This is a genomic window from Pseudomonas guariconensis (assembly GCF_015680235.1).
Classification (GTDB): Bacteria; Pseudomonadota; Gammaproteobacteria; order Pseudomonadales; family Pseudomonadaceae; genus Aquipseudomonas; species Aquipseudomonas guariconensis_A.
This window is the reverse complement of the sequence record NZ_JADLJL010000006.1, coordinates 63,642-89,400: the sequence shown is the minus strand read 5'-3', so window position 1 is coordinate 89,400 and position 25,759 is coordinate 63,642. Positions and strand designations below refer to the sequence as shown.

22 protein-coding genes are annotated in these 25,759 nt (G+C 63.8%); 13 read left to right on the top strand and 9 right to left on the bottom strand.

All coding sequences use genetic code 11. The features are described 5' to 3' along the window. The first annotated feature begins 313 nt into the window (after nucleotides 1-313). From rpoE to pdxJ, 10 genes are all read left to right on the top strand, one after another. Nucleotides 314-895 (top strand): RNA polymerase sigma factor RpoE, encoded by a 582-nt coding sequence (gene rpoE / locus IRZ56_RS06985; RefSeq protein WP_010220971.1) that lies wholly within the window; start codon nucleotides 314-316, stop codon nucleotides 893-895. A 31-nt stretch (nucleotides 896-926) separates the two neighbouring features. Beyond that, nucleotides 927-1,517 (top strand): sigma-E factor negative regulatory protein, encoded by a 591-nt coding sequence (locus IRZ56_RS06980; protein ID WP_084855936.1) that lies wholly within the window; start codon nucleotides 927-929, stop codon nucleotides 1,515-1,517. Between the two features lie 12 nt (nucleotides 1,518-1,529). Further along, nucleotides 1,530-2,495: a MucB/RseB C-terminal domain-containing protein gene (locus IRZ56_RS06975; protein WP_196144278.1), complete on the top strand. Its 966-nt coding sequence runs from the start codon at nucleotides 1,530-1,532 to the stop codon at nucleotides 2,493-2,495. A gap of 202 nt (nucleotides 2,496-2,697) precedes the next feature. Next, nucleotides 2,698-4,098: a DegQ family serine endoprotease gene (locus IRZ56_RS06970; protein ID WP_416764453.1), complete on the top strand. Its 1,401-nt coding sequence runs from the start codon at nucleotides 2,698-2,700 to the stop codon at nucleotides 4,096-4,098. A 318-nt stretch (nucleotides 4,099-4,416) separates the two neighbouring features. Next, nucleotides 4,417-6,216, top strand: a complete 1,800-nt coding sequence (gene lepA, locus IRZ56_RS06965; protein ID WP_196144276.1) for a translation elongation factor 4 — start codon at nucleotides 4,417-4,419, stop codon at nucleotides 6,214-6,216. A gap of 5 nt (nucleotides 6,217-6,221) precedes the next feature. Then, complete coding sequence (lepB, locus tag IRZ56_RS06960) at nucleotides 6,222-7,076, top strand: signal peptidase I (protein ID WP_196144275.1); 855 nt, start codon at nucleotides 6,222-6,224, stop codon at nucleotides 7,074-7,076. 164 nt (nucleotides 7,077-7,240) lie between these two features. Continuing rightward, the gene (gene rnc, locus IRZ56_RS06955) at nucleotides 7,241-7,930 is read left to right on the top strand and encodes a ribonuclease III (RefSeq protein WP_084855946.1); all 690 of its coding nucleotides are present in this window, start codon (nucleotides 7,241-7,243) and stop codon (nucleotides 7,928-7,930) included. Continuing rightward, nucleotides 7,923-8,825, top strand: coding sequence for a GTPase Era (era, locus tag IRZ56_RS06950; RefSeq protein ID WP_196144274.1), 903 nt, complete (start codon nucleotides 7,923-7,925; stop codon nucleotides 8,823-8,825). Before rnc ends, era begins: the two co-directional genes overlap by 8 nt. Nucleotides 8,826-8,995: 170 nt before the next feature. Then, nucleotides 8,996-9,679: a DNA repair protein RecO gene (gene recO, locus IRZ56_RS06945; protein WP_196144273.1), complete on the top strand. Its 684-nt coding sequence runs from the start codon at nucleotides 8,996-8,998 to the stop codon at nucleotides 9,677-9,679. Between the two features lie 62 nt (nucleotides 9,680-9,741). Further along, nucleotides 9,742-10,464, top strand: a complete 723-nt coding sequence (gene pdxJ / locus IRZ56_RS06940) for a pyridoxine 5'-phosphate synthase (protein WP_230386017.1) — start codon at nucleotides 9,742-9,744, stop codon at nucleotides 10,462-10,464. 120 nt (nucleotides 10,465-10,584) lie between these two features. On the opposite strand, the gene IRZ56_RS06935 is transcribed toward pdxJ, so the two are convergent. Next, on the bottom strand, nucleotides 10,585-11,967 hold the full coding sequence (locus tag IRZ56_RS06935) for a heavy metal sensor histidine kinase (RefSeq protein ID WP_196144271.1): 1,383 nt from the start codon (nucleotides 11,965-11,967) through the stop codon (nucleotides 10,585-10,587). Beyond that, nucleotides 11,964-12,638, bottom strand: coding sequence for a heavy metal response regulator transcription factor (locus IRZ56_RS06930; protein ID WP_196144270.1), 675 nt, complete (start codon nucleotides 12,636-12,638; stop codon nucleotides 11,964-11,966). Before IRZ56_RS06930 ends, IRZ56_RS06935 begins: the two co-directional genes overlap by 4 nt. A gap of 266 nt (nucleotides 12,639-12,904) precedes the next feature. Between IRZ56_RS06930 and IRZ56_RS06925 the strand changes: the two genes are divergently transcribed. Further along, nucleotides 12,905-13,108 carry a hypothetical protein gene (locus IRZ56_RS06925; RefSeq protein ID WP_196144269.1) on the top strand — a complete coding sequence of 68 codons (204 nt, stop codon included), beginning with the start codon at nucleotides 12,905-12,907 and terminating at the stop codon, nucleotides 13,106-13,108. A 378-nt stretch (nucleotides 13,109-13,486) separates the two neighbouring features. Here the strand turns inward: IRZ56_RS06925 and cmoB are convergent, their stop codons facing one another. The 7 genes from cmoB to IRZ56_RS06890 all read right to left on the bottom strand — a co-directional run bounded on the left by cmoB (nucleotide 13,487) and on the right by IRZ56_RS06890 (nucleotide 24,636). Continuing rightward, nucleotides 13,487-14,443: a tRNA 5-methoxyuridine(34)/uridine 5-oxyacetic acid(34) synthase CmoB gene (gene cmoB / locus IRZ56_RS06920; protein WP_196144268.1), complete on the bottom strand. Its 957-nt coding sequence runs from the start codon at nucleotides 14,441-14,443 to the stop codon at nucleotides 13,487-13,489. Beyond that, nucleotides 14,440-15,183 carry a carboxy-S-adenosyl-L-methionine synthase CmoA gene (gene cmoA / locus IRZ56_RS06915; protein ID WP_196144267.1) on the bottom strand — a complete coding sequence of 248 codons (744 nt, stop codon included), beginning with the start codon at nucleotides 15,181-15,183 and terminating at the stop codon, nucleotides 14,440-14,442. Before cmoA ends, cmoB begins: the two co-directional genes overlap by 4 nt. Before the next feature lie 88 nt (nucleotides 15,184-15,271). After that, on the bottom strand, nucleotides 15,272-15,664 hold the full coding sequence (locus IRZ56_RS06910) for a protease inhibitor I42 family protein (RefSeq protein WP_196144266.1): 393 nt from the start codon (nucleotides 15,662-15,664) through the stop codon (nucleotides 15,272-15,274). A 159-nt stretch (nucleotides 15,665-15,823) separates the two neighbouring features. Then, on the bottom strand, nucleotides 15,824-18,244 hold the full coding sequence (gene lon / locus IRZ56_RS06905) for an endopeptidase La (RefSeq protein WP_196144265.1): 2,421 nt from the start codon (nucleotides 18,242-18,244) through the stop codon (nucleotides 15,824-15,826). A gap of 217 nt (nucleotides 18,245-18,461) precedes the next feature. After that, a complete protein-coding gene (locus tag IRZ56_RS06900; protein WP_196144264.1) occupies nucleotides 18,462-20,873 on the bottom strand; it encodes a glucose/quinate/shikimate family membrane-bound PQQ-dependent dehydrogenase in 2,412 nt (803 codons plus the stop codon). A 30-nt stretch (nucleotides 20,874-20,903) separates the two neighbouring features. Then, nucleotides 20,904-22,250 (bottom strand): carbohydrate porin, encoded by a 1,347-nt coding sequence (locus IRZ56_RS06895; RefSeq protein ID WP_196144263.1) that lies wholly within the window; start codon nucleotides 22,248-22,250, stop codon nucleotides 20,904-20,906. A 340-nt stretch (nucleotides 22,251-22,590) separates the two neighbouring features. Further along, nucleotides 22,591-24,636 (bottom strand): TonB-dependent receptor, encoded by a 2,046-nt coding sequence (locus IRZ56_RS06890; protein WP_196144262.1) that lies wholly within the window; start codon nucleotides 24,634-24,636, stop codon nucleotides 22,591-22,593. Between the two features lie 181 nt (nucleotides 24,637-24,817). On the opposite strand from IRZ56_RS06890, the gene IRZ56_RS06885 reads away from it, so the two are divergent. After that, nucleotides 24,818-25,039 carry a VF530 family DNA-binding protein gene (locus IRZ56_RS06885; protein ID WP_196144261.1) on the top strand — a complete coding sequence of 74 codons (222 nt, stop codon included), beginning with the start codon at nucleotides 24,818-24,820 and terminating at the stop codon, nucleotides 25,037-25,039. Beyond that, nucleotides 25,040-25,681 carry a Pr6Pr family membrane protein gene (locus IRZ56_RS06880; protein ID WP_196144260.1) on the top strand — a complete coding sequence of 214 codons (642 nt, stop codon included), beginning with the start codon at nucleotides 25,040-25,042 and terminating at the stop codon, nucleotides 25,679-25,681. It abuts the gene before it with no gap. The last annotated feature ends 78 nt before the right edge of the window (nucleotides 25,682-25,759 follow it).

Sequence of the window (25,759 nt, the reverse complement as noted above, 5' to 3'; positions counted from 1 at the left end):
TGGCATCTGCGCCGTCGAGGCGATCTTTGTGGGAACTTTCCGATACCGGCGGAAATCCTAAGAAGGCTGCCCGTACGTCACTGAATGCCGCGGCGATGCATGGCAGCAGCTCTATCCGGGCTGACACGTGCGTATTCGAGACCTGATTATCGACGCAGCCGGCCATGTCCGCGCTGCGTCTTTCGTGCGAGCCGACCAAGGGCCGCAGGAAACTTGCTTGGAGGGGAGAACTTTTGCGCAAACGCCGAGTCTATGGTTGCAAGCCTGAACGATGGCTGTTGCAACGCTCCTTCGAGATCACTGAGGAGTGTTCATGCTAACCCAGGAAGAGGATCAGCAGCTGGTCGAGCGCGTGCAGCGCGGCGACAGGCGAGCGTTCGATCTGTTGGTGCTGAAGTATCAGCACAAGATTCTCGGGTTGATCGTGCGGTTCGTACACGACACCCACGAGGCCCAGGATGTCGCGCAGGAGGCTTTTATCAAGGCCTACCGGGCGCTGGGAAATTTTCGCGGTGACAGTGCGTTCTATACCTGGCTGTACCGCATCGCCATCAATACGGCGAAGAACTATCTGGTATCCCGTGGAAGACGGCCGCCAGACAGCGATGTGAGCTCCGAGGATGCGGAGTTTTACGACGGCGATCATGGTCTCAAGGATCTCGAGTCCCCAGAGCGCGCGTTGTTGCGGGATGAAATCGAAGGCACTGTCCATCGCACCATCCAGCAGCTGCCCGAGGACCTGCGCACGGCATTGACCCTACGTGAGTTCGACGGACTGAGTTACGAAGACATTGCCAGCGTCATGCAATGTCCGGTGGGTACCGTGCGCTCTCGAATCTTCCGCGCTCGGGAGGCCATAGACAAAGCCCTGCAACCGTTGTTGCAGGAAACCTGAGACAGCGGCGACAGCCAAGAGAGGAACCGCCATGAGTCGTGAAGCTTTGCAGGAATCGCTGTCCGCGGTGATGGATAACGAAGCGGACGAACTGGAACTGCGTCGGGTGTTGAACGCCGTCGACGATCCTGAAACCCGTGCCACCTGGTCGCGCTACCAGGTTGCCCGCGCAGCCATGCACAACGAGCTGGTGCTGCCGAAACTCGATATCGCCTCGGCGGTGTCCGCTGCGCTGGCCGACGAAGCCGTACCTGCCAAGGTCAAGCAAGGCCCATGGCGCAGCATCGGCCGCCTGGCTGTCGCAGCCTCGGTGACCGTGGCCGTGCTCGCTGGCGTGCGCCTGTACAACCAGGACGAGATCACCGGTGCCGAGCTCGCTTCCCAGCAGCCAGCCCAACAAGGCCTGAGCGTGCCACAAAGCAAAGGCCCGGCTGTTTTGGCAGGCTATAGTGAAAGCAGTGAGCAACCGACCGGGCCGATGGCCAACGGCGTGCTGCAGAACCAGGCCGGCTGGGACCAGCGTCTGCCAGGCTACCTGCGCCAGCATGCCCAGGAATCCGCGCTCAAGGGCACCGAAACCGCTCTGCCCTACGCACGCGCCGCCAGCCTGGAAAACCGTTAAGTAAGGAGGATCATGCGCGCGCTACCTCTCCTGTCGCTGCTGCTCGGCAGCTGCATGACGGTGCCGGCACTGGCGGCCAACTCCTCGCCCGAGGCGAGTGAATGGTTGAACAAGCTGGCACGGGCCGAGCAAGAGCAGAGTTACCAGGGTTCCTTCGTCTACGAGCGTAATGGCAGCTTCTCCTCCCACGATATCTGGCACCGCGTCCAGGACGGCAAGGTCAGCGAGCGTCTATTGCAGCTCGATGGCGCGGCCCAGGAAATCGTGCGCGTCGATGGCAAGGTGCAATGCGTCAGTGGGGCCCTGGCCAGTGGTGTAGGCACGCCACCGGACTCCGCACCGCGTGTACTCGATCCCCTGAAACTGATGAGCTGGTACGACTTGAGCGTGGCAGGCAAGTCGCGGGTCGCCGGTCGCGATGCCGTGATCGTCACGCTCAGCCCACGGGACCAGCACCGCTACGCCTTCGAATTGCACCTCGATCGCCGCACCGGCCTGCCGCTGCGCTCGTTGATGCTCAACGACAAGAGCCAGTTGCTCGAACGTTTCCAGATGACCCGCCTGGACACCGATGACCTGCCCACCGACGATGACCTCAAGGCCAGCGCCGCGTGCAAGCCGGTCGAGCGTGTCGCCTCGGCCAGTACCGAGGCCGTCGCTGGCTGGCGTTCGGATTGGCTGCCGCCGGGCTTCGAGCTGATCAACAGCTCGGTACGCCGCGACCCGAAACGCGACAGCATGGTCAGCAGCCTGATGTATGACGATGGCCTGGCACGCTTCTCGGTGTTCCTGGAGCCTGTCAACGATGACGTCGGCCCCGACACGCGGGCGCAGCTGGGGCCAACGGTGGCGGTTTCGCGCCATCTCAATACGCCCAAGGGCAAGGTCATGGTCACGGTGGTCGGGGAGATTCCCCTGGGGACCGCCGAGCGTGTCGCCTTGTCCATGCGCCCCCAGGATGCCCAGGCGCGCCAATGATGGCGCGCTTTCCTACAACACGTAGGTCATGCGGCTGACATGAAATTAAAGCATTGTCATTTGCAATCCTTTCGTAAATTTTTTATAGGTCAGGCTTCTCGGGGTCTGGCCTTTCTTGCTTGTGCAAGGGCCTTACTTTGTTAACTACGCTCGTTGTGACGGGAGCCGTATGTCGATACCACGCTTGAAATCCTATCTCTCGATGTTCGCCGCCGTGCTGATGCTCGGCCAGGTGCTCACCGCCCAGGCCGAGGAAGCCCTGCCAGACTTCACCACCCTGGTCGAGCAGGCCTCGCCGGCGGTGGTGAACATCAGTACCAAACAGAAACTGCCGGACCGCCGTGTCGCCGCCGGGCAGATGCCGGACCTCGAAGGCCTGCCCCCGATGTTCCGCGAATTCTTCGAGCGCAACATGCCGCAGATGCCGCGTTCGCCCCGTGGCGATCGCCAGCGTGAAGCGCAGTCGCTCGGTTCGGGCTTCATCATCTCCAGCGACGGCTATGTGCTGACCAACAACCATGTGGTGGCCGACGCCGACGAGATCATCGTGCGCCTGTCCGACCGCAGTGAACTGCAGGCCAAGCTGGTCGGCACCGACCCGCGCACCGACGTGGCCCTGCTCAAGGTCGAGGGCAAGAACCTGCCGACCGTCAAGCTGGGTGACTCCGAGAAGCTCAAGGTCGGCGAGTGGGTATTGGCCATCGGTTCGCCGTTCGGCTTCGACCACTCGGTGACCAAGGGTATCGTCAGCGCCAAGGGCCGGACCCTGCCCAATGACACCTACGTGCCGTTCATCCAGACCGACGTGGCGATCAACCCAGGCAACTCCGGTGGCCCGCTGTTCAACATGAAGGGCGAGGTGGTCGGTATCAACTCGCAGATCTTCACCCGCTCCGGCGGCTTCATGGGCCTGTCGTTCGCCATCCCGATCGACGTGGCGCTGGATGTCTCCAACCAGCTGAAGAAAGACGGCAAGGTCAGCCGCGGCTGGCTGGGCGTGGTGATTCAGGAGGTCAACAAGGACCTGGCCGAATCCTTCGGCCTGGACAAGCCTGCCGGCGCCCTGGTGGCCCAGGTGCTCGAAGACGGCCCGGCGGCCAAGGGCGGCCTGCAGGTGGGGGACGTCATCCTGAGCATGAACGGCCAGCCGATCGTCATGTCGGCTGACCTGCCGCACCTGGTGGGCAGCCTCAAGGACGGCGACAAGGCGCGCCTGGACATCATTCGCAACGGCAAGCGCCAGAACCTGGACATCACCATCGGCGCACTGCCGGAGGATGATGCCGACATCGGTACCGGTGGCCAGAGCGGCGCCGAGCGCAGCAGCAACCGCCTGGGCGTTTCCGTGACCGACCTGACCGCCGAGCAGAAGAAGTCGCTCGAGCTCAAGGGCGGCGTGGTCATCAAGGAAATCCAGGACGGCCCGGCAGCGCTGATCGGCCTGCGCCCAGGTGACGTCATCAGCCACCTGAACAACCAGGCGATCACCTCGGCCAAGCAGTTCACCGAAATCGCCAAGGACCTGCCGAAGAACCGTTCGGTATCCATGCGCGTACTGCGCCAAGGCCGCGCGAGCTTCATCACCTTCAAGCTGGCGGAATAAACCTGAAGGTGGCGTAGGAAAAGGGCAGCTTCGGCTGCCCTTTTTCATGAATTTCATGAAATATGCCGCCGATCGCAGTACATCCTGTGGGGCGGGCTTGCCCCGCGATTGGCTCGACTCTGTTATCGAACCCGTGTGGCAAGGGGCTGCGCCCTTGATCGCGGGGCGGGTAGGTCGATACTGCGCCTGTTCCCGTAGGGTAAGCATCGGCTGCCATGCCGCTTGATCAGGAATCTCCCATAACCCCGCGGCTTGAGGTACAATTCCCGGCTATTTTTCGGCGGGCGTCCGGCTCGCAGCCTTTTCGAGTGTTGACCCGTGAGTGATTTGAGTCATATCCGCAATTTCTCCATCATCGCCCACATCGACCATGGCAAGTCGACGCTGGCCGACCGTTTCATCCAGATGTGCGGTGGCCTGACTGCGCGCGAAATGGAAGCCCAGGTCCTCGATTCCATGGACCTCGAGCGCGAGCGCGGTATCACCATCAAGGCCCACAGCGTCACGCTGCACTACAAGGCCCAGGACGGCAAGATCTACCAGCTGAACTTCATCGATACCCCCGGTCACGTCGACTTCACCTATGAAGTCAGCCGCTCCCTGGCTGCGTGCGAGGGTGCGCTGCTGGTGGTGGACGCCGGTCAGGGTGTCGAGGCCCAATCCGTGGCTAACTGCTACACCGCCATCGAGCAGGGCCTGGAGGTCATGCCGGTACTGAACAAAATGGACCTGCCCCAGGCCGACCCGGACCGCGTCAAAGACGAGATCGAGAAGATCATCGGCATCGACGCCACCGACGCCGTGGCCTGCAGTGCCAAGAGCGGTATGGGTGTGGACGAGGTGCTCGAGCGCCTGGTGCAGACCATCCCCGCGCCCGAAGGCGAGATCGACGCACCCCTGCAGGCGCTGATCATCGACTCCTGGTTCGACAACTACCTGGGCGTCGTCTCCCTGGTCCGTGTACGCCATGGCCGGGTCAAGAAAGGCGACAAGATCCTGGTCAAGTCCACCGGCAAGGTGCACTTGGTCGACAGTGTCGGCGTCTTCACCCCCAAGCACACCCAGACCGCCGACCTCAAGGCCGGTGAAGTGGGCTTCATCATCGCCAGCATCAAGGACATCCATGGTGCCCCGGTCGGTGACACCCTGACCCTGTCCTCGACCCCCGAGGTCGAAGTGCTGCCCGGCTTCAAGAAGATCCAGCCGCAGGTCTATGCCGGGCTGTTCCCGGTCAGTTCCGACGACTTCGAGGACTTCCGCGACGCGCTGTCGAAACTCACCCTGAACGACTCCTCGCTGCAGTACCTGCCTGAAAGCTCCGACGCCCTGGGCTTCGGCTTCCGTTGCGGCTTCCTCGGCATGCTGCACATGGAGATCATCCAGGAGCGCCTGGAGCGCGAATATGACCTGGACCTGATCACCACCGCGCCGAGCGTGATCTACGAGCTGGTCCTCAAGACCGGCGAGACCATCTACGTCGACAACCCGTCCAAGCTGCCGGACGTCTCTGCCGTGCAGGACTTCCGTGAGCCGATCGTCACCGCCACCATCCTCGTGCCCCAGGAGCACCTGGGCAACGTCATCACCCTGTGCATCGAGAAGCGTGGTGTGCAGCGCGACATGCAGTTCCTCGGCAGCCAGGTGCAGGTGCGCTACGACCTGCCGATGAACGAAGTGGTGCTGGACTTCTTCGACAAGCTGAAGTCGACCAGCCGTGGCTATGCGTCGCTGGACTATCATTTCGATCGCTACCAGTCGGCCAACCTGGTCAAGCTGGACGTGCTGATCAACGGCGACAAGGTCGATGCTCTGGCGCTGATCGTTCACCGCGACAACGCCCACTACAAGGGCCGTGCGCTGACTGAAAAGATGAAGGAACTGATCCCTCGGCAGATGTTCGACGTGGCGATCCAGGCAGCCATCGGCGGCCAGATTGTGGCGCGTACCACCGTCAAGGCACTCAGAAAGAACGTACTGGCTAAATGCTATGGCGGTGACGTCAGCCGTAAGAAGAAGCTGCTGGAGAAGCAGAAGGCCGGTAAGAAACGCATGAAACAGGTCGGCAACGTGGAAATCCCACAGGAAGCCTTCCTCGCCGTGCTCAGGTTGGATAGCTAGGTCCTATGTCGCTAAATTTCCCGCTGTTGCTAGTCATCGCCGTTGCCGTCTGCGGCCTGTTGGGCTTGATCGACCTGCTGTTCCTGGCCCCGCGCCGGCGAGCGGCGGTCGCCAACTACCAGGGCAGCGTCAGCCAGCCTGAAATGGCTGTGCTCGAGCGCCTGAACAAGGAGCCGTTGCTGGTTGAATACGGCAAGTCGTTCTTCCCGGTGCTGTTCATCGTACTGGTGCTGCGTTCGTTCCTGGTCGAGCCGTTCCAGATCCCTTCGGGGTCGATGAAGCCCACCCTGGAAGTGGGTGACTTCATCCTGGTGAACAAGTTCTCCTATGGCATTCGTCTGCCGGTGATCGACAAGAAGGTCATCGAGATCGGTGACCCGCAGCGGGGCGACGTGATGGTGTTCCGCTACCCCAGCGACCCGAACGTCAACTACATCAAGCGCGTGGTCGGCCTGCCGGGTGACCAGGTTCGCTACACCAGCGACAAGCGCCTGTATGTCAATGGCCAGCCGGTAGCCGAGCAACTGGTCGGCACCGAGCCCGGTACCCTGGGCAGCGCCCAGCTGTACAAGGAAAAACTGGGCGAGGCCGAGCACCTGATCCGCAAGGAGATGAGCCGCTACCGCATGCCGCCGGACCAGCAATGGACCGTGCCTGCCGGCCATTACTTCATGATGGGCGACAACCGCGACAACTCCAACGACAGCCGTTACTGGGACGACCCGAACATTCCGAAGGAACTGCACGGCATGGTTCCGGATCGGAACATCGTCGGCAAGGCCTTCGCGGTCTGGATGAGCTGGCCGGAGCCCAAGCTCAGCCACTTCCCCAACCTGTCGCGGGTTGGCCTGATCCATTGATACCCAACGGCGCTGTCTGGCAGACAGCGCCGAATGCATTTCTGACATAGGCTGTGTTCTCAGGGATCGAGAGATTCTGCTGCCCACAAGGTGGTGGACCACAGCCAAACAGTCTTTCAGGATGTTGATTTGAACAACGCGTTGAACAACCCACGGGTGGCCCCATGAGTGCTTCCCTTGCCCGCCTGGAGCGCAAGCTCGGCTATACCTTCAAGAATCAGGACCAGATGCTGCTGGCCCTGACCCATCGCAGCTATGCCGGGCGCAATAACGAGCGCCTGGAGTTTCTGGGCGATGCCATCCTCAACTTCGTGGTCGGCGAAGCGCTGTTCGAGCGTTTCCCCCAGGCCCGGGAAGGCCAGCTGTCGCGCCTGCGCGCACGCCTGGTCAAGGGCGAGACCCTGGCCCGTCTGGCCCGTGGCTTCGACCTGGGCGAGTACCTGCGCCTGGGCTCGGGTGAGCTCAAGAGCGGCGGTTTTCGCCGCGAGTCGATCCTGGCCGATGCGCTCGAGGCATTGATCGGTGCGATCTACCTGGACGCCGACATGGCGGCGGCGCGCGAGCGCATTCTGGCCTGGCTGGCCGGTGAGTTCGACGGCCTGACGCTGGTCGACACCAACAAGGACCCCAAGACCCGCCTGCAGGAGTTCCTGCAGTCGCGTGCCTGCGAACTGCCGCGCTACGAAGTGGTGGATATCCAGGGCGAACCGCACTGCCGTACCTTCTTCGTCGAATGCGAAGTGGTGCTGCTGAACAACAAGAGCCGTGGCCAGGGCGTGAGCCGGCGTATCGCCGAGCAGGTCGCCGCTGCCGCCGCATTGATCGCCCTGGGCGTGGAGAATGGCAATGACTGATAGCAACCCGACCCGCTGCGGCTATGTGGCCATCGTCGGCCGCCCCAACGTGGGCAAGTCGACCTTGCTCAACCACATCCTCGGCCAGAAGCTGGCGATCACCTCGCGCAAGCCGCAGACCACCCGCCACAACATGCTCGGCATCAAGACCGAGGGTGACGTGCAGGCGATCTACGTCGACACCCCCGGCATGCACAAGGCCAACGACAAGGCCCTGAACCGCTACATGAACCGCAACGCCTCGGCGGCCCTGAAGGACGTCGACGTGGTTATCTTCGTGGTCGACCGTACCCGCTGGACCGACGAGGACCAACTGGTACTCGAGCGCGTCCAGTACGTCACTGGCCCGGTGATCCTGGCGGTCAACAAGACCGACCGCATGGATGAAAAGGCCGAGCTGATCCCGCACCTGCAATGGCTGCAGCAGCAACTGCCGAACGCCGAGATCGTGCCGATCTCCGCCCAGCAGGGGCACAACCTCGAGGCCCTCGAGGCGCTGATCGCCAAGCACCTGCCGGAGAACGAGCACTTCTTCCCCGAAGACCAGATCACCGACCGCAGCAGCCGCTTCCTGGCCGCAGAACTGGTCCGCGAGAAGATCATGCGCCAGCTCGGAGCGGAGCTGCCTTACCAGATCACCGTGGAAATCGAAGAGTTCAAGCAGCAAGGTCACGTGCTGCACATCCACGCGCTGATCCTGGTCGAGCGCGACGGGCAGAAGAAGATCATCATTGGCGACAAGGGCGAGCGCATCAAGCGTATCGGCTCCGAGGCGCGCAAGGACATGGAGCTGCTGTTCGACGCCAAGGTCATGCTCAACCTCTGGGTCAAGGTCAAGGGCGGCTGGTCCGACGACGAACGTGCCCTGCGCTCGCTGGGCTACGGCGACCTGTAACCCCACAGGCTGGTCACCCCCCCTGTAGGAGCGGCCTTGTGCCGCGAAGGGCTGCGTTGGCCCCCACGTTCAAGCGTCGCTGCATGACGAATTGGGGCCGCTTCGCAGCCCCTTCGCGGCACAAGGCCGCTCCTACAGGGGCATATGCCGAACTGGGGCGAGTGATTTCCATGGAACAACCTGTCGGCCAACCGGCCTACGTGCTGCATAGCCGTGCCTACAAGGAAACCAGTGCGCTAGTGGACTTCTTCACGCCGCAGGGCCGCGTGCGGGCCGTGCTGCGCCGTGCTCGGGGCAAAGGCGGCAGCCTGGTGCGCCCGTTCGTGGAGCTGGAAGTAGAACTGCGTGGGCGTGGTGAGCTGAAGAATGTCTACCACCTGGAGAGCATCGACATTGCCGGCTGGCTGCACGGCGACGCCCTGTTCAGCGGGCTCTATCTCAACGAGCTGCTGATGCGCCTGCTGCCGGCAGAGGCCCCGCACCCCGGCTTGTTCGAACACTATTCCCTGACGCTCCAGGCCCTGGCCGCCGGGCGTGCACTGGAACCCCTGCTACGTGCCTTCGAATGGCGCCTGCTGGACGAGCTGGGGTATGCCTTCGCACTGGACCGCGATATCAACGACGATCCGATCGAAAGCAGCGGCCTGTACCGCTTGCAGGTGGATGCAGGCCTGGAACGGGTGCACCTGGCGCAGCCCGGGTTGTTCACCGGTGCCGAGCTGCTGGCGCTGGGCCAGGCCGACTGGGCGACACCTGGCGCCTTGCTGGCCGCCAAGCGCCTCATGCGCCAGGCCCTGGCGGTGCACCTGGGCCCCAAGCCGCTGGTCAGTCGGGAACTGTTTCGCAAGCGCTGAGCACATCGTATGCTGTGGGGCTAACACTTCAGGAGAGCCCTTTCGTGACTCACAGCAACCGCATGCTTCTTGGCGTCAATATCGACCACGTGGCGACTCTGCGCCAAGCCCGGGGCACCCGTTACCCGGACCCGGTCAAGGCCGCGCTGGATGCCGAGGAGGCGGGAGCCGACGGCATCACCGTGCATCTGCGTGAAGACCGCCGGCACATCCAGGAGCGCGACGTGCTGTTGCTCAAGGATGTGCTGCAGACGCGCATGAACTTCGAAATGGGCATCACCGAAGAGATGATGGCCTTCGCCGAGAAAATCCGCCCGGCGCACATCTGCCTGGTGCCGGAAACCCGCCAGGAACTCACTACTGAAGGCGGCCTGGATGTCGCTGGCCAGGAAGCGCGGATCAAGGCCGCTGTAGAGCGCCTGGCGCGTACGGGCGCCGAGGTTTCGCTGTTCATCGACCCGGACGAGCGTCAGATCGAGGCTTCGCGTCGCGTCGGCGCACCTGCCGTCGAGCTGCATACCGGCCGTTACGCCGATGCCCAGACGCCCACCGAAGTGGCCGAAGAGCTGCAGCGTATCGTCGATGGCGTGTCCTTTGGCGTGGGACAGGGGCTGATCGTCAACGCCGGCCACGGCCTTCACTACCACAACGTCGAGGCAGTAGCGGCGATCAAGGGCATCAACGAGCTGAATATCGGCCATGCGCTAGTGGCCCATGCCCTGTTCGTCGGTTTCAAGGCGGCGGTGGCGGAGATGAAGGCGCTGATAGTGGCCGCTTCCCGCTGATTTTCCGCGTGGCCTGATCGCGGAACAAGCCCGCTCCCACAAGAGGCGCGCAAAATCAGATGGTTATGCGTTGTTCTACGAGAGCGGGCTTGTCCCGCGATCAGGCCGGTACGGAAAACATCATTCCGCGCGAAACACTAATGCGAACTGCGTCGGCCCCAGGCTTTGGCTGCTGACCTCGACCCGCCCTCCATGCAGCTGCATGATCGACTTCACGATCGCCAGCCCCAGGCCGGTCCCGCCTTCCTGCCGGGAACGCCCGCTCCCGGCACGATAGAAGCGTTCGAACAAGTGCGGCAGGTGTGCCTGGGCAATGCCCGGCCCCTGGTTTCGCACCGCCAGCCTGACTTCGTCGCCCCGACGCTCGATCGTCACGTCCACCACGTGGTGCTCAGGGCTGTGCCGGATGGCATTGCTCAGCAGGTTGGACAGTGCCCGCTGGACCATGAGCCGATCCCCAAGTGCGGTGCCCCACCCCCGCAAGCGCAGTTCGACCCCCTTGAGCTCGGCACTGAAGGCGAACAACTCGACGACTCGCCCGGCTTCCTCGGCCAGCGCCAGCGGCACCTGGGTGAGCTGCGCCTGCGGCTGGCTGGCCTGGGCGAGGAAGAGCATGTCGTTGATGATGCGGTTGAGCCGGGTCAGTTCCTCGACGCTTTCTTCCAGGGCTTCCCGGTAGCGCAGACCCTCGCGCTCGCGAGCCAGGGTGACCTGGGCCTTGCCCATCAGGTTGCCGATGGGCGTGCGCAGTTCGTGGGCCAGGTCATCAGAGAACTGGGACAGTTGGCTGACGCCTTGGTCCAGGCGGTCGAGCATGACATTGATGGCCCGGGCCAGCTCCGCGAGCTCCTGGGGCAGGCCGCTGTCGGGCAGGCGATGCTCCAGGTCCTGGGCTGACACCCGACCGGCGATGCGGCGGAAATGGCGCAATGGGCGTAGACCTCGTTGAACCAATTTCCAGGCACTGAAGCCGATCAGTAGCAGCAATAGCGGCAGGGCCCATAGGGTCGAGTGCAGGTAAGCCTGGAGCAAGGCGCTATCGTCCGCGCGGTTGAGTGACATCATCACCCGCACGGGCGTGTCGTCGCGCAGGCGCATCAGGCGGGTGGCAGTGAGGAACTGGTTGCCGGCTGTGTCGCGCCAGGTATGGAAGGTCAATCGGGATTCGACCGGCAGTTGGCTCGCCTGTGTCGCAAGGGCCGGGCCCAGGCTCAGCAGCAAGGGGTGACGACCGTTCAGGGCCAGCACGCTCAGGCTCAGGTTGTCATGGCCCATGACCAAGTCGAGCAAAGGGTGGGCGCGTCTGCCCAGGTCTTCGTTGCGCATGTCCACGCGCAGGTTGTGCTCGACCTGCAGCATCTTGCGCGTCAGGTCCTTGCGCGCGCGGCTGTCCAGTTCGTGGTCCAGGGCGAACACCGCCAGGCAGGCCAGCAGCATCACCAGGGCCGCGCCCATGAGCGTCACCGTCAGGCCCAGGCGAACGGACAGGCTTGCCTGCTTCACGGGCGTGCCTCGAGCACATAGCCAACACCGCGTAGAGTGTGGATCAGCTTGTCGTCGAACGGGTCGTCGATCTTCGCCCGCAGACGCCGGATCGATACCTCCACGACGTTGGTGTCGCAGTCGAAGTTCATGTCCCAGACCAGCGAGATGATCTGCGTGCGCGACAGTACCTCACCGCTCTGGCGCATCAACAGGTGCAGCAGGGCGAACTCCTTGGCAGTGAGGTCGATGCGCCGGCCGGCACGGAAGGCGCGGTGGCGGCCGGGGTCCAGTTCCAGGTCGGCGACGCGCAGGGTGCTCGGTTGCAGGTGTTGGTCGTTGCGCCGCAACAGGGTGCGGATGCGCGCCAGCAACTCGGGAAACTCGAACGGCTTGAGCAGATAGTCGTCGGCGCCTAAGTCCAACCCCCGGACCCGGTCGGCCAGGCGACCGTGGGCCGTAAGCATCATGATGCGCGTGGACGACTCCGCCCGCAGGCGCTGCAGCACGCTCCAGCCATCGAGTTCAGGCAGGTTGACGTCGAGAATCACCAGGTCGTAGGGCTGTTGCCTGGCCAGGTGCAGGCCGTCGATACCGGTGTGGGCACAGTCGACCACGTAGCCGTTCTCGCGCAGGCCTTGTTGCAGGTAGTCGGCGGTACGCAGTTCGTCTTCGATGATCAGTAGGCGCATGGGCAGGGCTCGTGTGCTGAAAGGCGGCGATTCTCGACCCTGTAGCAGGATCAGGGTCAAGGGCAGGGATGTTACGGCATGCGAATGGCGGGGGGGCGTGGATAACGGATTTGTAATGCAGCGGTCATCCTGGCGATAGACCGGTGCTTTTCGGGGGAGGTGTACGAGGGGGCACGCCTTGCAACACTGTAATGTCCGCCTCACCTTGGCGTTAGCTGTGCCTCGCTAGGATGGCTCCCATGAATGGCTATCACGAGGCAAACACGATGAACCTGACCAAGTATCTGTTGCTCGCCGTACTCACCCTGGGCAGCACCGCGGCGCTGGCCGAAGGCGGCGCCGAACGTTCCCGCCAGTTCTGGGAAGCCTTCCGGCAAGACCAGCAGCGTATACACGGCGACAAGGAACAAGCGGTGGTGGAGCGTGAGCGCAAGGCGCAGGAGCGAGCCCGCAAGCTGGCCAAGGATTGACGGTATCGTCGCCTTCGCAGGCGCTCCTCTGTCGAAGGCGGGTTTGGCGTTCCAAGGGCCACACCGCTTCTCCCACAGGGTCAGGCTGGCGCTCAACCTTGTGAGAGATTACCCAGCCCTTCGGGTTGCGCTGTCGCGCAGAGAACAAGCTGCTAGCGCCACCTCCTGTGGGAGCGGCGGTGCGGCGGTCCGACTTGTCCCGCGATCAAGGGCGAAGCCCTTGCCAGGCGACGGTGATATCGGGCCCGGCCCAATCGCGGGACAAGCCCGCTCCCACAGGGCCTGCGAAATCAAATAGTTATGCGTTGTTCTATGAGAGCGGGCTCGCCCCGCGATGGCCGCGCAGCGGCCCTGATTCGCCCAGACGGAACGTCTTTTTTATTTGCGCGCCAGCAAGGTGGCGCGGCGCGGGGCCGGTAGGCCTTCGACCGTGCGGCTGTGGTCGTTCGGGTCGAGGAAGTGCTCGAGCGACTGATAGCGCATCCAGTCGGTACTGCGCTGTTCCTGCACGCTGGTGACGCTGACGTCCACGCAGCGCACATCGCTGAAACCGGCACGGCGCAACCAGCGCTCCAGGGCCGGTACCGACGGCAGGAACCAGACGTTGCGCATCTGCGCATAGCGGTCCTCCGGTACCAATACCTGATGTTCATCACCCTCGATCACCAGGGTTTCCAATACCAATTCCCCGCCTTTTACCAGGCAATCCTTGAGGGCCAGCAGGTGCTCGATGGGCGAGCGACGGTGGTAGAACACGCCCATGGAAAACACCGTGTCGAAACCTTCGAGGTTGGCCGGCAAGTCTTCCAGGGCGAACGGTAGGTGCCAGGCGGGCAGGTCGGGCAGGTACTTCTGCACCGCCTGGAACTGGCAGAAGAACAGCCAGTTCGGGTCGACGCCGATCACCATGTCGGCACCGGCACCGAGCATGCGCCACTGGTAGTAGCCGTTGCCGCAGCCGACATCGAGCACGCGCTTGCCCTTGAGGTCCAGGTGCGGGCTGACCCGCGACCACTTCCAGTCCGAGCGCCATTCGGTGTCCACATGCACGCCGAACAGGTCGAACGGCCCTTTGCGCCAGGGCGACAGGCCCATCAGGGCGTCGTGCATCCGGGTACGAGTGGCATCGTCGCAGGCGCAATCCAGGCGCAGGCCGTTGGCCAGGTCGACCTCGCTCGGCGTCAGCTGCGGCAAGGCGTCCAGGGCACCGCGCCAACGGTCGAGATCACCATGGCCTTTTTCCAGCTTGGCCTGCAGTTGTGTCTGCAGGCCCTGGGACCAAGCGGCAAGCGGGGTTCCCGCCAGGCGGCGGACGAGGGGAGAGAGATCGATCATGGCAGGGCAATCAGCGAGGCGAAGTTAAGGCATTGGAACCAGGGAACGACCTTGGAGAACCCGGCGTCGCGCAGGCGCTGCCTGTGGGTTTCCAGGGTGTCGGGCTTCATCACGTTCTCGATGGCACTGCGTTTCTGGGCGATTTCCAGTTCGCTGTAGCCATTGGCACGTTTGAAGTCCAGGTGCAGTTCATTGAGCAGCGCCTGCTCCTGGTCGTCTTCGAAGCGCAGCTTCTCGGAAAGGATCAGCGCGCCCCCAGGCAGCAGGGCCTGGCGGATGCGGCCGAGCAATTCCAGGCGTCGCTCGGGCGCGATGAACTGCAGCGTGAAGTTCATCGCCACCACCGAGGCCGGCTCCAGGGGCAGGGCGAGAATATCCGCCTCGAGCACCTGTACCGGCAGTAGCTCCTGGAACATCGAGTCCTGTGCGGTCAGGTATTGGCGGCAACGTTCGACCATCGCCGCGGAGTTGTCCACCGCGATGACCCGGCAACCCTCGTTGCGCACATGGCGGCGCAGCGATTGGGTCACCGCGCCCAGCGATGCACCCAGGTCGTACAGGGCGGTGTTCGGCTGGGCGAAGCGGGCGGCGAGCACGCCGAGGTTTTCGACGATGGTCGGGTAACCAGGCACCGAACGCTTGATCATGTCCGGGAACACGCGCACCACGTCCTCGTTGAAGACGAAGTCGGGCACCTGCTCCAGGGGCTGGGCGAATAGGCGGTCGGGTTCTTTGCTCACGGTGGGTCCGGCTGGCTAGCGATATGAAGGGCGGGCATTTTAGCCAAACCGGGACGCGGATGCATGACCGACTGATCGGAAGCTGCCGTTATCGCACCTGGATCGCGCAGTCGAAGGTCTGCACCGGCCGTACTTCCGGCGCCCAGGGCTGCTGGTAGACCAGGATCAAATGCCCTTCGCCGCTGGCCTTGGCCAGGAAGCGCCAGGTGGATGTCCCTGCGCTGCCCACGATACCGGCCTCTTCCGGTGTGTTGTAGACCTCCGGGCCCATGCTTTGCAGGACCTCCGGTGCAGGGTTTTGCACCAGCCAGCGGTAACCGGTGCTGGGGTTGCTGGGCAGGGTCAGGGTCAGGTTCTGGCCGACCTGAAGCTGCTGGGGACATTCGCTCTCGGCGTCCAGTACGACAGTTTTTGCAGGGTGCTGGGCGCAGGCGGTGAGTAGGGCGAGGCTCAGGGGGGCGAGCAGACGAAAGGCGGTCATGGTGGCTCCGGAGGCTGGCAATGGCCTGAGGATAACCGAACCGGGAGACGTTTTGTGTTGCCTGGCCTGCGCCAATCGCGGGGCAATCCCGCTCCCACATGACCTGCGCTGACGCAGGGCCTGTAGGAGCCGGCTTGCCGGCGATGGGGCTTTACAGCATCAGAACAACACCTTCGCCACGTCGGCAAAGCGCTTGGCGAAATGCACCGTCAGCCCTTCGCGCAGGTAATCGGGCAGTTCCTCGAAGTCGCCGCGGTTGGCTTCCGGCAGGATCAGCTCGAAGATTTTCTGTCGCCGCGCTGCAATCACCTTCTCGCGCACGCCACCGATCGGCAGCACCTGGCCGGTCAGCGTCAGTTCGCCGGTCATGGCCACGCCTTTCTTCGGTGCCTGGTCGCGGGCCAGGGACAGCAGGGCGCTGGCCATGGTGATGCCGGCGCTCGGGCCATCCTTGGGCGTGGCGCCCTCGGGTACGTGCAGGTGGATGAAGGCTTCGTTGAAGAAGCCCGGGTCGCCACCGTACTGCTTGAGGTTGGAGCTGACGTAGCTGTAGGCGATCTCGGCGGACTCTTTCATCACATCGCCCAGCTTGCCGGTGAGCTTGAAGCCACGGTTGAGGGTATGGATACGGGTGGCTTCGATCGGCAAGGTGGCCCCACCCATGCTGGTCCAGGCCAGGCCTGTGATCACGCCCTTGCCGGCCAGCACCTGCTCGCTGCGGAACACTGGCATGCCTAGGGCCGGTTCCAAGTCCTTGGTGCCGATCTTGAGCTTGGCGTCGGGGTTCTCCAGAAGCTTGACCACTGCCTTGCGTACCAGCTTGCCCAGCTGTTTTTCCAGCTGGCGCACGCCGGCCTCGCGGGCGTAGCCCTCGATCACCGTGCGCAGGGCGCTGTCGCTGATGCCCAGGCTGCTCTTGGCCACACCGGCCTTGTCCAATTGCTTGGGCCACAAGTGACGCTTGGCGATTGCCAGTTTCTCCTCGGTGATGTAGCCGGAGAGGCGGATCACTTCCATGCGGTCGAGCAGGGGGCCGGGGATCGAGTCCAAGGTGTTGGCGGTACACACGAACAGCACTTTGGACAAGTCCAGACGCAGGTCCAAGTAGTGGTCGAGGAAGTCGACGTTCTGCTCGGGGTCGAGGGTTTCGAGCAAGGCCGAAGCGGGGTCGCCCTGGTAGCTCTGGCCCATCTTGTCGATCTCGTCGAGCATGATCACCGGGTTCATCACCTCGACGTCCTTCAGCGCCTGCACCAGTTTGCCTGGTTGGGCGCCGATGTAGGTGCGGCGGTGGCCCTTGATCTCTGCTTCGTCGCGCATGCCGCCGACGCTGAAGCGATAGAACGGCCGGCCGAGGCTCTCGGCGATGGACTTGCCGATACTGGTCTTGCCCACCCCAGGCGGGCCCACCAGCAGCACGATGGAGCCGCTGATCTCACCTTTCCAGGCACCGACGGCGAGGAATTCGAGGATGCGCTCCTTGATGTCATCGAGGCCGGCATGATGCTGGTCGAGCACCTTGCGCGCATGCTTGAGGTCGAGCTTGTCCTGGCCGTACACGCCCCAGGGCAGGGCGGTGGCCCAGTCCAGGTAGTTGCGGGTGACGGCGTATTCGGGCGAGCCGGTTTCCAGGATCGCCAGCTTGCCCATCTCTTCGTCGATCTTTTTTTTCGCCTGGTCCGGCAGGGTCTTGCCTTCCAGGCGCTGCTGGAACTGCTCGAGGTCGGCGCTGCGGTCGTCCTTGGTCAGGCCCAGCTCCTGCTGGATGACCTTGAGCTGCTCCTTGAGGAAGAACTCGCGCTGGTGCTCGCCGATCTGCCGGTTGACCTCGGCGGAGATCTCGTTCTGCAGGCGCGCGACCTCGACTTCCTTGCGCAGCATCGGCAGGACTTTCTCCATGCGCTTGAGCATCGGCACGCAGTCGAGCACTTCCTGCAGCTGCGAACCGGTGGCGGAGGTCAGCGCCGCGGCGAAGTCGGTCAAGGGCGACGGGTCGTTGGGGCTGAAGCGGTTGAGGTAGTTCTTCAGCTCTTCGCTGTACAGCGGGTTGAGCGGCAGCAGCTCCTTGATCGCGTTGATCAGGGCCATGCCGTAGGCCTTCACTTCGTCGGTGGGCTCGGTTGGTTGGTGCGGGTAGTCCACCTCGACCAGGTACGGCGGGCGGTGGTGCTTGAGCCAGGTGCGGATGCGCACCCGGGTCAGGCCTTGGGCGACGAACTGCAGCTTGCCATTCTCGCGGCTGGCATGGTGCACCTTGACCAGGGTGCCGTACTGCGGCAAGGCCGAGGTATCGAAATGGCGGTGGTCTTCGGCGGGCTCGTCCATGAAGAACAGCGCCAGGGCATGGTGTGGCGTCTTGGCCACCAGGTCGAGGGTTTCCGCCCAGGGTTCTTCGTTGACGATCACCGGCAAGACCTGGGCCGGGAAGAACGGGCGGTTGTGAATCGGGATCACATAGACCTTGTCCGGCAGTTGCTGGCCGGGCAGGGCGAGGTGGTGGCCGGGCGTGGCCTTGGCTTCGAGGTGTTCGACTGTGTCGTGTTCGTCTGGATGGTCCGGTAGATCCTGCTGGTCGCTCATGGGGCACCTGCGTGAATGACTATGGTGCTTAGATGGGGCGGTGGTTGGCAGGTTTCAATGGTAGACGAAGGGGGCAGGGGAAGGGTTTCATCTGAGATGACCTGCACTGGCCTCATCGCCGGCAAACCGGCACCCCGGCCCTTGTGGGAGCGGGGTGCCGGTTTGCCGGCGATGGCCGCTTCAGGCCAATGGGCCCCGCAGGCGGGGCCCGAAAGTGTTACTCGGCCAGCTTGTAGGCAATGATGTAGTCACCCATCTTGGTGCCCAGCGAACCATGGCCGCCAGCGGTGACCAGCACGTACTGCTTGCCGTCCTTGCCGGTGTAGGTCATCGGTGTGGCCTGGCCGCCGGCCGGCAGGCGGGCTTTCCACAGCTCTTTACCGTTGTTCACGTCATAGGCGCGCAGGTACTGGTCCAAAGTGCCGCTGAGGAAGCCGACGCCACCTGCGGTGACGATCGAACCGCCCATGCTCGGCACGCCCACGGGCAGGCCGATCGGTACCGGGGTGCTGTCACGGGTAGTGCCGTTCTTGTGCTTCCACACAACCTTGTTGGTGAACAGGTCGATGGCGGCCACATAGCCCCAGGCCGGCGCCTGGCAAGGCACGCCCAGCGGCGACATGAACGGGTGCATGATCACCGCGTACGGCGCACCGGTGTTCGGCTGCACGCCACTGGTCTCGCTCTCGCGCTTGCTGCCGGCGGCGACTTTCTCGCGCGGCACCATCTTCGAGACGAACGCCATGTAGTTCGGCGAGGTGAACAGCAGTTGGCGCACCGGGTCGACCGAGACGCTGCCCCAGTTGAACACACCGACGTTGCCTGGGTAGACCAGCGAGCCCTGCTCGGACGGCGGGGTGTACTGGCCTTCGTAGCGCAGTTCGCGGAACTGGATGCGGCACAGCATCTGGTCGAACGGCGTGGCCCCCCACATGGCTTGTTCGGTGAGCTCAGGGCCGAGCAGATTCAGGTCGGAGCGGGCTTGGGTCGGCGAAGTGTGGTCGCCCTTCACTGCGCCCTGGGGTACCGGGATCTCGCGGATCGGCACGATCGGGGTGCCGTCGCGGCGGTCGAGCACATACAGGCTGCCTTGCTTGGTAGGCACGATGACCGCAGGCTTGACGCCGTCGTCGGTCTTCAGGTGCACCAGGGTCGGCTGGCTGCCCACGTCCATGTCCCACAGGTCGTGGTGGGTGAACTGATAGTTCCAGCGTGCCTTGCCGGTGGCCAGGTCCAGGGCGACGATGCCAGCGCTGTACTTCTCCGCGCCCGGGGTGCGGTCTGCGCCCCACTGATCGGGGGTCTGGTTGCCCAATGGCAGGTAGATCATCCCCAGTTCTTCATCGACGCTGGCAATCGACCACATGTTGGCCGAGTTGCGGCTGTACATCTTGCCGTCGGCCAGGGGGGCGGTGTCGTCCGGGTTGTTGCTGTCCCAGTTCCACACCAGGCGGCCGTCGTGCACGTCGTAGGCGCGGATCACGCCGGAGGGCTCGTTGGTCGACTCGTTGTCGGTCACGTGGCCGCCGATGATCACCAGGTCACGGGTGATTGCCGCGGGTGAGGTGGAGTAGTAGCCACCGGCGGTGAACGGGCCGATGCCGCGGGTCAGGTCGATCACGCCCTGGTTGGCGAAGCCTTCACAAACCTTGCCGGTGTCGGCGTTGATGGCGATCAGGCGCGCATCGGCAGTGGGCAGGTAGAGACGGCGCGGGCAGGCCTGGGCCACGGCCTGGCCGGCCTCGGAGACCTTCGGCGCGGGGCTGCCGTCGCGGCTGACGTAGCGGTTCTCGTCGTAGTAGGAAACACCGCGGCAGGTCATGTGGGCGAAGCCCTTGAAGGTGCCGACCGGGCTCTTGACCTGTGGGTCGTAGCGCCAGATCTCGGCGCCGGTGTCCGGGTCCAGGGCCAGCAGCTTGCTGTGGGCGGTGCAGGCGTAGAGCTTGCCGTTGACCTTCAACGGGGTGTTCTGATTGGTCAGCTCCACCGGGTCGTTTTCGGTTGGCAGGTCACCGGTGCGGATACGCCAGGCTTCTTCCAGGCGGTAGGCGTTCTGCGGGGTGATCTGGCGCAGCGGCGAATAGCGGTCGCCGTGCTCGGTGCGGCCGTAGGCCTGCCACTCTCCATCCGGCATGGCCGGCGCGGCGCTGGCCATCTCGCTGCTCTCGCGGCCCAGCTCGCCGAATACCTCGCCCGGGTGGGTGAACTGGCTGCCCAGGGCGCTGGCACCGGCGGCGACGACCGCGACGCTCAACAGCGCGGTGTTGACCTTGGAGGAAGGGCCGAGCAACGGGCGACGGGCCCAGGGCAGCAGCAACAGCACGCCGATGGCGAACCAGATGGCCAGGCGCGGCACCAGTTGCCACCAGTCCAGGCCCACTTCCCAGAGGGCCCAGGCGGTGCTGCCCAGCAGCACCAGGCCGTACAGGCCCAGGGCGATGCGGCGCATGGCCAGCAGGAGGATACCGGACAAGGCGAAGCCAATGCCGGCGATCAGGTAGTACAGGGAACCTCCCAGCTGGCTCAGCTTGATGCCACCGGCCAGCAGGGCCAGGCCCATCAGCAACAGCAGCACGCCCAGAAGGCGCGGTAGCCAGCGGGTTCCATTCTTGGCACCGTCAGTGCTCATCGTATGTTCTCCGTAGGTCGAAGGGTGGGGTTAGAAACTGCTCTGAATTTTCAGGCCACCGATCAGGGCGGCGTCGACCTGCGACACACCGCCCGGGTGACGGATGTACTGCAGGTTGGGGCGCACGGTGAGCCAATCGGTAACGTGGATGCCGTAGTAGAGTTCGGCGCTGTACTCGGTGTCCTGCACGGGCAGGTAGCCGGGGTTGTCGTAGTCGTCCAGGCCTGCGGCCTGGTTGGTGAGGCGGGCGTTCTTGCGGTAGCCGGGGTTGACGTGCACGCGGGCGAGGGCGAAGCCGATGTCGTCCTTGGCGCGGGCATCGAAAGGCCCTTTGTACACCACACCTGCCTGAACGTAGTTGTCGATGGCATTGGTCTTCTTGTCGTGCATCGTGGCATTGGCGAAGAGGCTCAGGCCGCGGGACTGGTCCGAGGCCAGCGAGGTCACCTGCTGCTGCATGCCGAGCCAGAAGCCATGCTTGCTCGAGCTGCTGCGGTAGGCCTGGCCGCTCAGGGCTGCCGGCTGACCGTTGCTGTCCTTAAGAACATCCTGCGCCTTGGCATTACTGTAGTAGTAGCCGGCGCGATATTCCCCTTTAAGGCCATTGACCCGTGGGCTCCATACCAGTTCGATCGGCATGACGGCGCCCTGGGTGCCGCTGCCGCTGAGCTTGAAGCCGTTGCCCGACTCCAGGTTCGAGGGGTTCTGCTCGAACACGCCGACCTGGGCGTAGAGTTCGTCGTTGAAGTTGTAGCGCACGCGCAGCGCCCATTGGCTGACGGGCCAGTTGTACCAGATGCCGCCCACCCAGTTGCCCACCTGGGAGCCGCAGAACGCCAGGTTCTGGAAGTCGCAGGGGAAGCTGTTGAAGTCCTCGCCTTCCCCGAAACGGCCGAATTTCACGTCCAGGGCGCCATCGAAGTACTTCTGCTTGATCCACAGCTGGGTCAGACGCCAGGTTTCGCCACGCCCCCAGACTTCCTGGGCCGAGGTGAAACCGCCGACACGTGGGTCGTTGATGCGGTCGTTGCTGATGTTCTGGCCGTGGCGTTCGGTGATGGTCAGCTGGAATTCGGTATCGTGCCAGCCGAGGATCTTCTCCAGGTCCAGGTGGCTGGCGAAGGTGAACTGGTCGCTATAGCGCGCGGTACGGTCATGGTCGTAGCCGCCGTGCAGGTTGCTGCCCATCTCGCCGGTGTAGCCAAAGGTGAAGTCGTAGCCTTTTTCCAGCAGTTCGGTACGGGTACCGTTCCAGTCGCCGAGCATCCACGGCGAATCGCTGGCGAACATTTCATGGGCGCCGCTGGTGGGCGACACGCCACCGAGGAGGGCGGCGAGGGCAAGGCTCGAAGAACGGATATTGGGCAGTTGGAACATGAGATAGCGCTATCTTTTGATTGTTTGGCAACGGAAAACGCATCGAATGGGTGGGCCCATCGATGGAAGCGGCTGCAAGGTTCAAGGGTGAAGCGTTTCAGCGTGCGGCGTGGAGGATATAGAGGAACTTGTAAGAAAAAAAGACAAAATGTCGCAGCTGATTGTTGCTTGAGCAGTAACAGTACGGCATGGAGAGCCGCTGAGCTTGTGGTGCAACTGTCTTGAGTTGCCCTCTCGCTGGCAAGCCAGCTCCCACCGGTGCGGCGATGTCTCTGAAAGCAGCGCAGAGCAGGTGGGAGCCGGCTTGCCGGCGATTGGCGCGCGAAGCAGGCCCTGGCGATCAGAAGCTCGTACGTAATCCGACCTGCACACTGCGCCCGGCGGCTGGCGCCACATCCCGCAGGATCGAGCTGGCATAGCGTACCGTCTGGTCGGTCAGGTTCTCGCCGCGGACGAAGGCCAGCCATTCGCTCTGGCCGATATCGAAGCGATAGCCCAGGCTCGCGCCAAGGGTGGTATAGCCATCGGTGCTGGTCTCGTTGGCGGGTTTGCGATGCTGCGAAGCGGCATGCTGCACATCAACGCGTGCCTGCCAGCGATCCCGCTCCCAGACCAACCCGGTGTTCAGGCGTAGCGGTGCGATGCGTGGCAGCGCCTCGCCGCTGTCGAGGTTCTTGGCGCGGGTATAGTCGCCGGACAGTTCCAGGGCAAAGCTGCCGTAGCGGTTCTCGAGCAACTGCCAGCGGTCTTGGGCCTCGATGCCGTAGAAGCGGGCCCGCACCCCCTGGTACAGGTATTCGGGCAGGTCGCCGTGATCATGATCGTGTTCATGCTCATGTTCTTCGTGGTCATGGTCATGACCCTCGCGCAGGTTGCCCGTGCCGATCAGGCCGATGTAGTTGCGAAAATGGCTGTAGAACACGCCGACGCTGCCCTTGTGCGTGCCGTTGTCGAAACGCAGCGCCAAATCGGCGGAGATGGCCTTTTCCTTGTCCAGGTTCGGGTCGCCTACTTCATAGGCGCCCGTGGCCACATGGGCACCGTTGGCGTACAGCTCGTAGAAGGTCGGCGCACGCTCGGTGTAACCCAGGCTGGCAGCCAGCGACCAGACCGGGTCGAGCTGGTACACCGCGCCTGAAGACAGGCTGGCGGCATTGAAGCTGGCAGTGTTGTCTGCCCCGGCGAACGTGTCGTTGCCCTTGGCATCGGGGTCGATCCGGGTGTGCTCCAGGCGGGCGCCCAGGCTCAGGGCCAGGCGCTCGCTGGCTTGCCACTGCTCCAGCAGAAACAGCGCCAGGCTGTCGGTATCGGTGTGCGGCACGAACGCTTCCTCGCCCAGGGCGGAGAATTCGTTGCGCGCGACCTGGGCGCCAATCACGCCCTCGAGGGGCCCGAGCGGCTGATGACGGGCTTCGATACGGGCTTCATAGCCCTTGTTCTTGAACGTGGTGTGGACTTCGCCGCTTTCGATTTCGCGGTGCTGGTAGTCGGTGTAGCCGGCATCGAACTTGACCGAACTGAATGGGCCATCCAGGTCACGCAATTCGGAGGCGAAACCGTAGTGGTCCTGCTGCATGTCCAGGCGTACGCCCGGTTCGGCGACCGAGCCGTAATTGCTGTCGTAGCGGCTGTAGGACAGGCCTGTATAGCCGTGGTCCCAATGGTAGGCACCGCCGATCGCGCCACCGTCCTGGCGCCCATCGCTGTTTTCCAAGCGGTGCCGGCTGCCGGGCTCATCGGCGTCGCGCACCTTGGAACTGCGAGCATACCCGGGGATGCGCAGGTCGTTGAACTGGCGGCTGTTGGCGTCCAGGTGCAGGGCGAAGGCGCCATTGCCTGCCTCGAGCTTGCCGGCGCTGCTGCGGGTGGTGTCGGCGCCGCCGTAGCGCAGTTCACCGGCGCCGTGGATGCCCTCGATGGGCGCGTCGGGGATGCGGTTGTCGAAGGTATTGACCACCCCACCGATGGCATTGCCGCCATACAAGAGTGCTGCGGGGCCGCGGACGATCTCGATGCGCTCCACATTCACCGGGTCCAGCGGCACGGCGTGGTCATAGGAGAGGGACGAGGCATCCAGGGCGCCGACGCCGTTGCGCAGGATGCGGATGCGGTCGCCATCCAGGCCGCGGATGACCGGGCGGCTGGCGCCAGGGCCGAACCAGGTGGAGGCGACGCCAGGTTGTTTGTTGAGGGTTTCGCCGAGGCTGCCTTGTTGCTGTTGCAACAAGTCGTCGCCTTCGAGGACGGTAGTGGGCGTGGCGAGTTGACGATTGCCCAGCGGGTTCGCGGTGATGACCTGGGGTTCGAGTTCCACCGCCTGGCTGGGCGTGGAGGCCAGCCAGAGGGCGACGGCGAGGGGAGAGAGGCGCAGCGGGATGTGACGCATGGGGCTGTGGTGTTCCTTGGCAGAAATGGTTGTTGTTACAATATAACATCACTATTTCAGCACAAGCCGTTTCCCTCTGGCCAGCGGTTTTCAGCTTGCCATGCAACGCAGCAGCGCTCGGCGGTCCACGAGCCCACTACACTCGTGTAAGGTGCGCATCTTTACCCGCTGGAGCACAACCATGGGCACGGCCCAACACAACGCGCTGCATGGCAAGACCCTGGAACAGATCCTCACCGAGCTGGTTGCCCACTACCAATGGCAGGGCCTGGCCGAGCGCATCGACATCCGTTGTTTCAAGAGCGACCCGAGCATCAAGTCGAGCCTGACCTTCCTGCGCAAGACGCCATGGGCCCGGGAGAAGGTCGAGCAGCTCTACGTGAAGCTGCAACGGGCCGGGTGAATGCGGCGACATCCCTGGCTGAGCTTGAGCGCACTGCTGGGCTGGAGCGGCCTTGCGATTCAGGTCTACCTGGTGCTCTGGGCGCGCTGGCAGGAGCAGGCCAGCCTGGTCGGCGGGCTGATCAATGTCTTTGGCTATTTCACCGTGTTGACCAACACCCTGGTCGCCACGCTGCTCAGCTATGCAGCGTTCGGCCGGGCATCGGGCGCGCGGCGGTTGTTCCTCTCGCCCATGGTGGGTTCGGGGATTACCGCGAGCATCGTGCTGGTGGCGCTGGCCTACAGCGTGCTGCTGCGCCACCTGTGGCAGCCCCAGGGCTGGCAATGGCTGGCCGATGAGCTTTTGCACGACGTGATGCCGCTGCTGTGCGTGCTGTACTGGTGGCGCGTGGTGCCCAAGGGCAGCCTGCGGTTGTGGCACCTGGCGGCGTGGAGCCTGTACCCGGCGCTGTATTTTGCCTATGCCTTGTGGCGGGGGAATGAGATCGGCGTGTACGCCTACCCGTTCATCGACGTGGCCAGCCTTGGGTATGGGCAGGTGATGCTCAACGCCCTTGGAGTGCTGGCCGGGTTCTGGGTGATCGGGTTGGTGCTGATCGGGCTGGATCGATGGCGAGGGCGGCGGTCGGTGCCAGGCCGTTGAGGCGGTGTGGAGGCCATCGCGGGGCAAGCCCGCTCCCACAGAACAACGCATAACTATTTGAGTTTGCAGGTCCTTTGT

Bases quoted from the DNA above. Each gene is read 5' to 3' on its own strand.
- era (WP_196144274.1), top strand. From the start codon at position 7,923: ATGACTGATAGCAACCCGACCCGCTGCGGCTATGTGGCCATCGTCGGC.
- IRZ56_RS06970 (WP_416764453.1), top strand. From the start codon at position 2,698: ATGTTCGCCGCCGTGCTGATGCTCGGCCAGGTGCTCACCGCCCAGGCC.
- lon (WP_196144265.1), bottom strand. From the start codon at position 18,244: ATGAGCGACCAGCAGGATCTACCGGACCATCCAGACGAACACGACACA.
- recO (WP_196144273.1), top strand. From the start codon at position 8,996: ATGGAACAACCTGTCGGCCAACCGGCCTACGTGCTGCATAGCCGTGCC.
- IRZ56_RS06895 (WP_196144263.1), bottom strand. From the start codon at position 22,250: ATGTTCCAACTGCCCAATATCCGTTCTTCGAGCCTTGCCCTCGCCGCC.
- IRZ56_RS06930 (WP_196144270.1), bottom strand. From the start codon at position 12,638: ATGCGCCTACTGATCATCGAAGACGAACTGCGTACCGCCGACTACCTG.
- lepB (WP_196144275.1), top strand. From the start codon at position 6,222: ATGTCGCTAAATTTCCCGCTGTTGCTAGTCATCGCCGTTGCCGTCTGC.
- IRZ56_RS06885 (WP_196144261.1), top strand. From the start codon at position 24,818: ATGGGCACGGCCCAACACAACGCGCTGCATGGCAAGACCCTGGAACAG.
- IRZ56_RS06925 (WP_196144269.1), top strand. From the start codon at position 12,905: ATGAACCTGACCAAGTATCTGTTGCTCGCCGTACTCACCCTGGGCAGC.
- IRZ56_RS06880 (WP_196144260.1), top strand. From the start codon at position 25,040: ATGCGGCGACATCCCTGGCTGAGCTTGAGCGCACTGCTGGGCTGGAGC.
- IRZ56_RS06890 (WP_196144262.1), bottom strand. From the start codon at position 24,636: ATGCGTCACATCCCGCTGCGCCTCTCTCCCCTCGCCGTCGCCCTCTGG.
- rnc (WP_084855946.1), top strand. From the start codon at position 7,241: ATGAGTGCTTCCCTTGCCCGCCTGGAGCGCAAGCTCGGCTATACCTTC.
- IRZ56_RS06980 (WP_084855936.1), top strand. From the start codon at position 927: ATGAGTCGTGAAGCTTTGCAGGAATCGCTGTCCGCGGTGATGGATAAC.
- cmoB (WP_196144268.1), bottom strand. From the start codon at position 14,443: ATGATCGATCTCTCTCCCCTCGTCCGCCGCCTGGCGGGAACCCCGCTT.
- pdxJ (WP_230386017.1), top strand. From the start codon at position 9,742: ATGCTTCTTGGCGTCAATATCGACCACGTGGCGACTCTGCGCCAAGCC.
- IRZ56_RS06910 (WP_196144266.1), bottom strand. From the start codon at position 15,664: ATGACCGCCTTTCGTCTGCTCGCCCCCCTGAGCCTCGCCCTACTCACC.
- IRZ56_RS06900 (WP_196144264.1), bottom strand. From the start codon at position 20,873: ATGAGCACTGACGGTGCCAAGAATGGAACCCGCTGGCTACCGCGCCTT.
- rpoE (WP_010220971.1), top strand. From the start codon at position 314: ATGCTAACCCAGGAAGAGGATCAGCAGCTGGTCGAGCGCGTGCAGCGC.
- IRZ56_RS06975 (WP_196144278.1), top strand. From the start codon at position 1,530: ATGCGCGCGCTACCTCTCCTGTCGCTGCTGCTCGGCAGCTGCATGACG.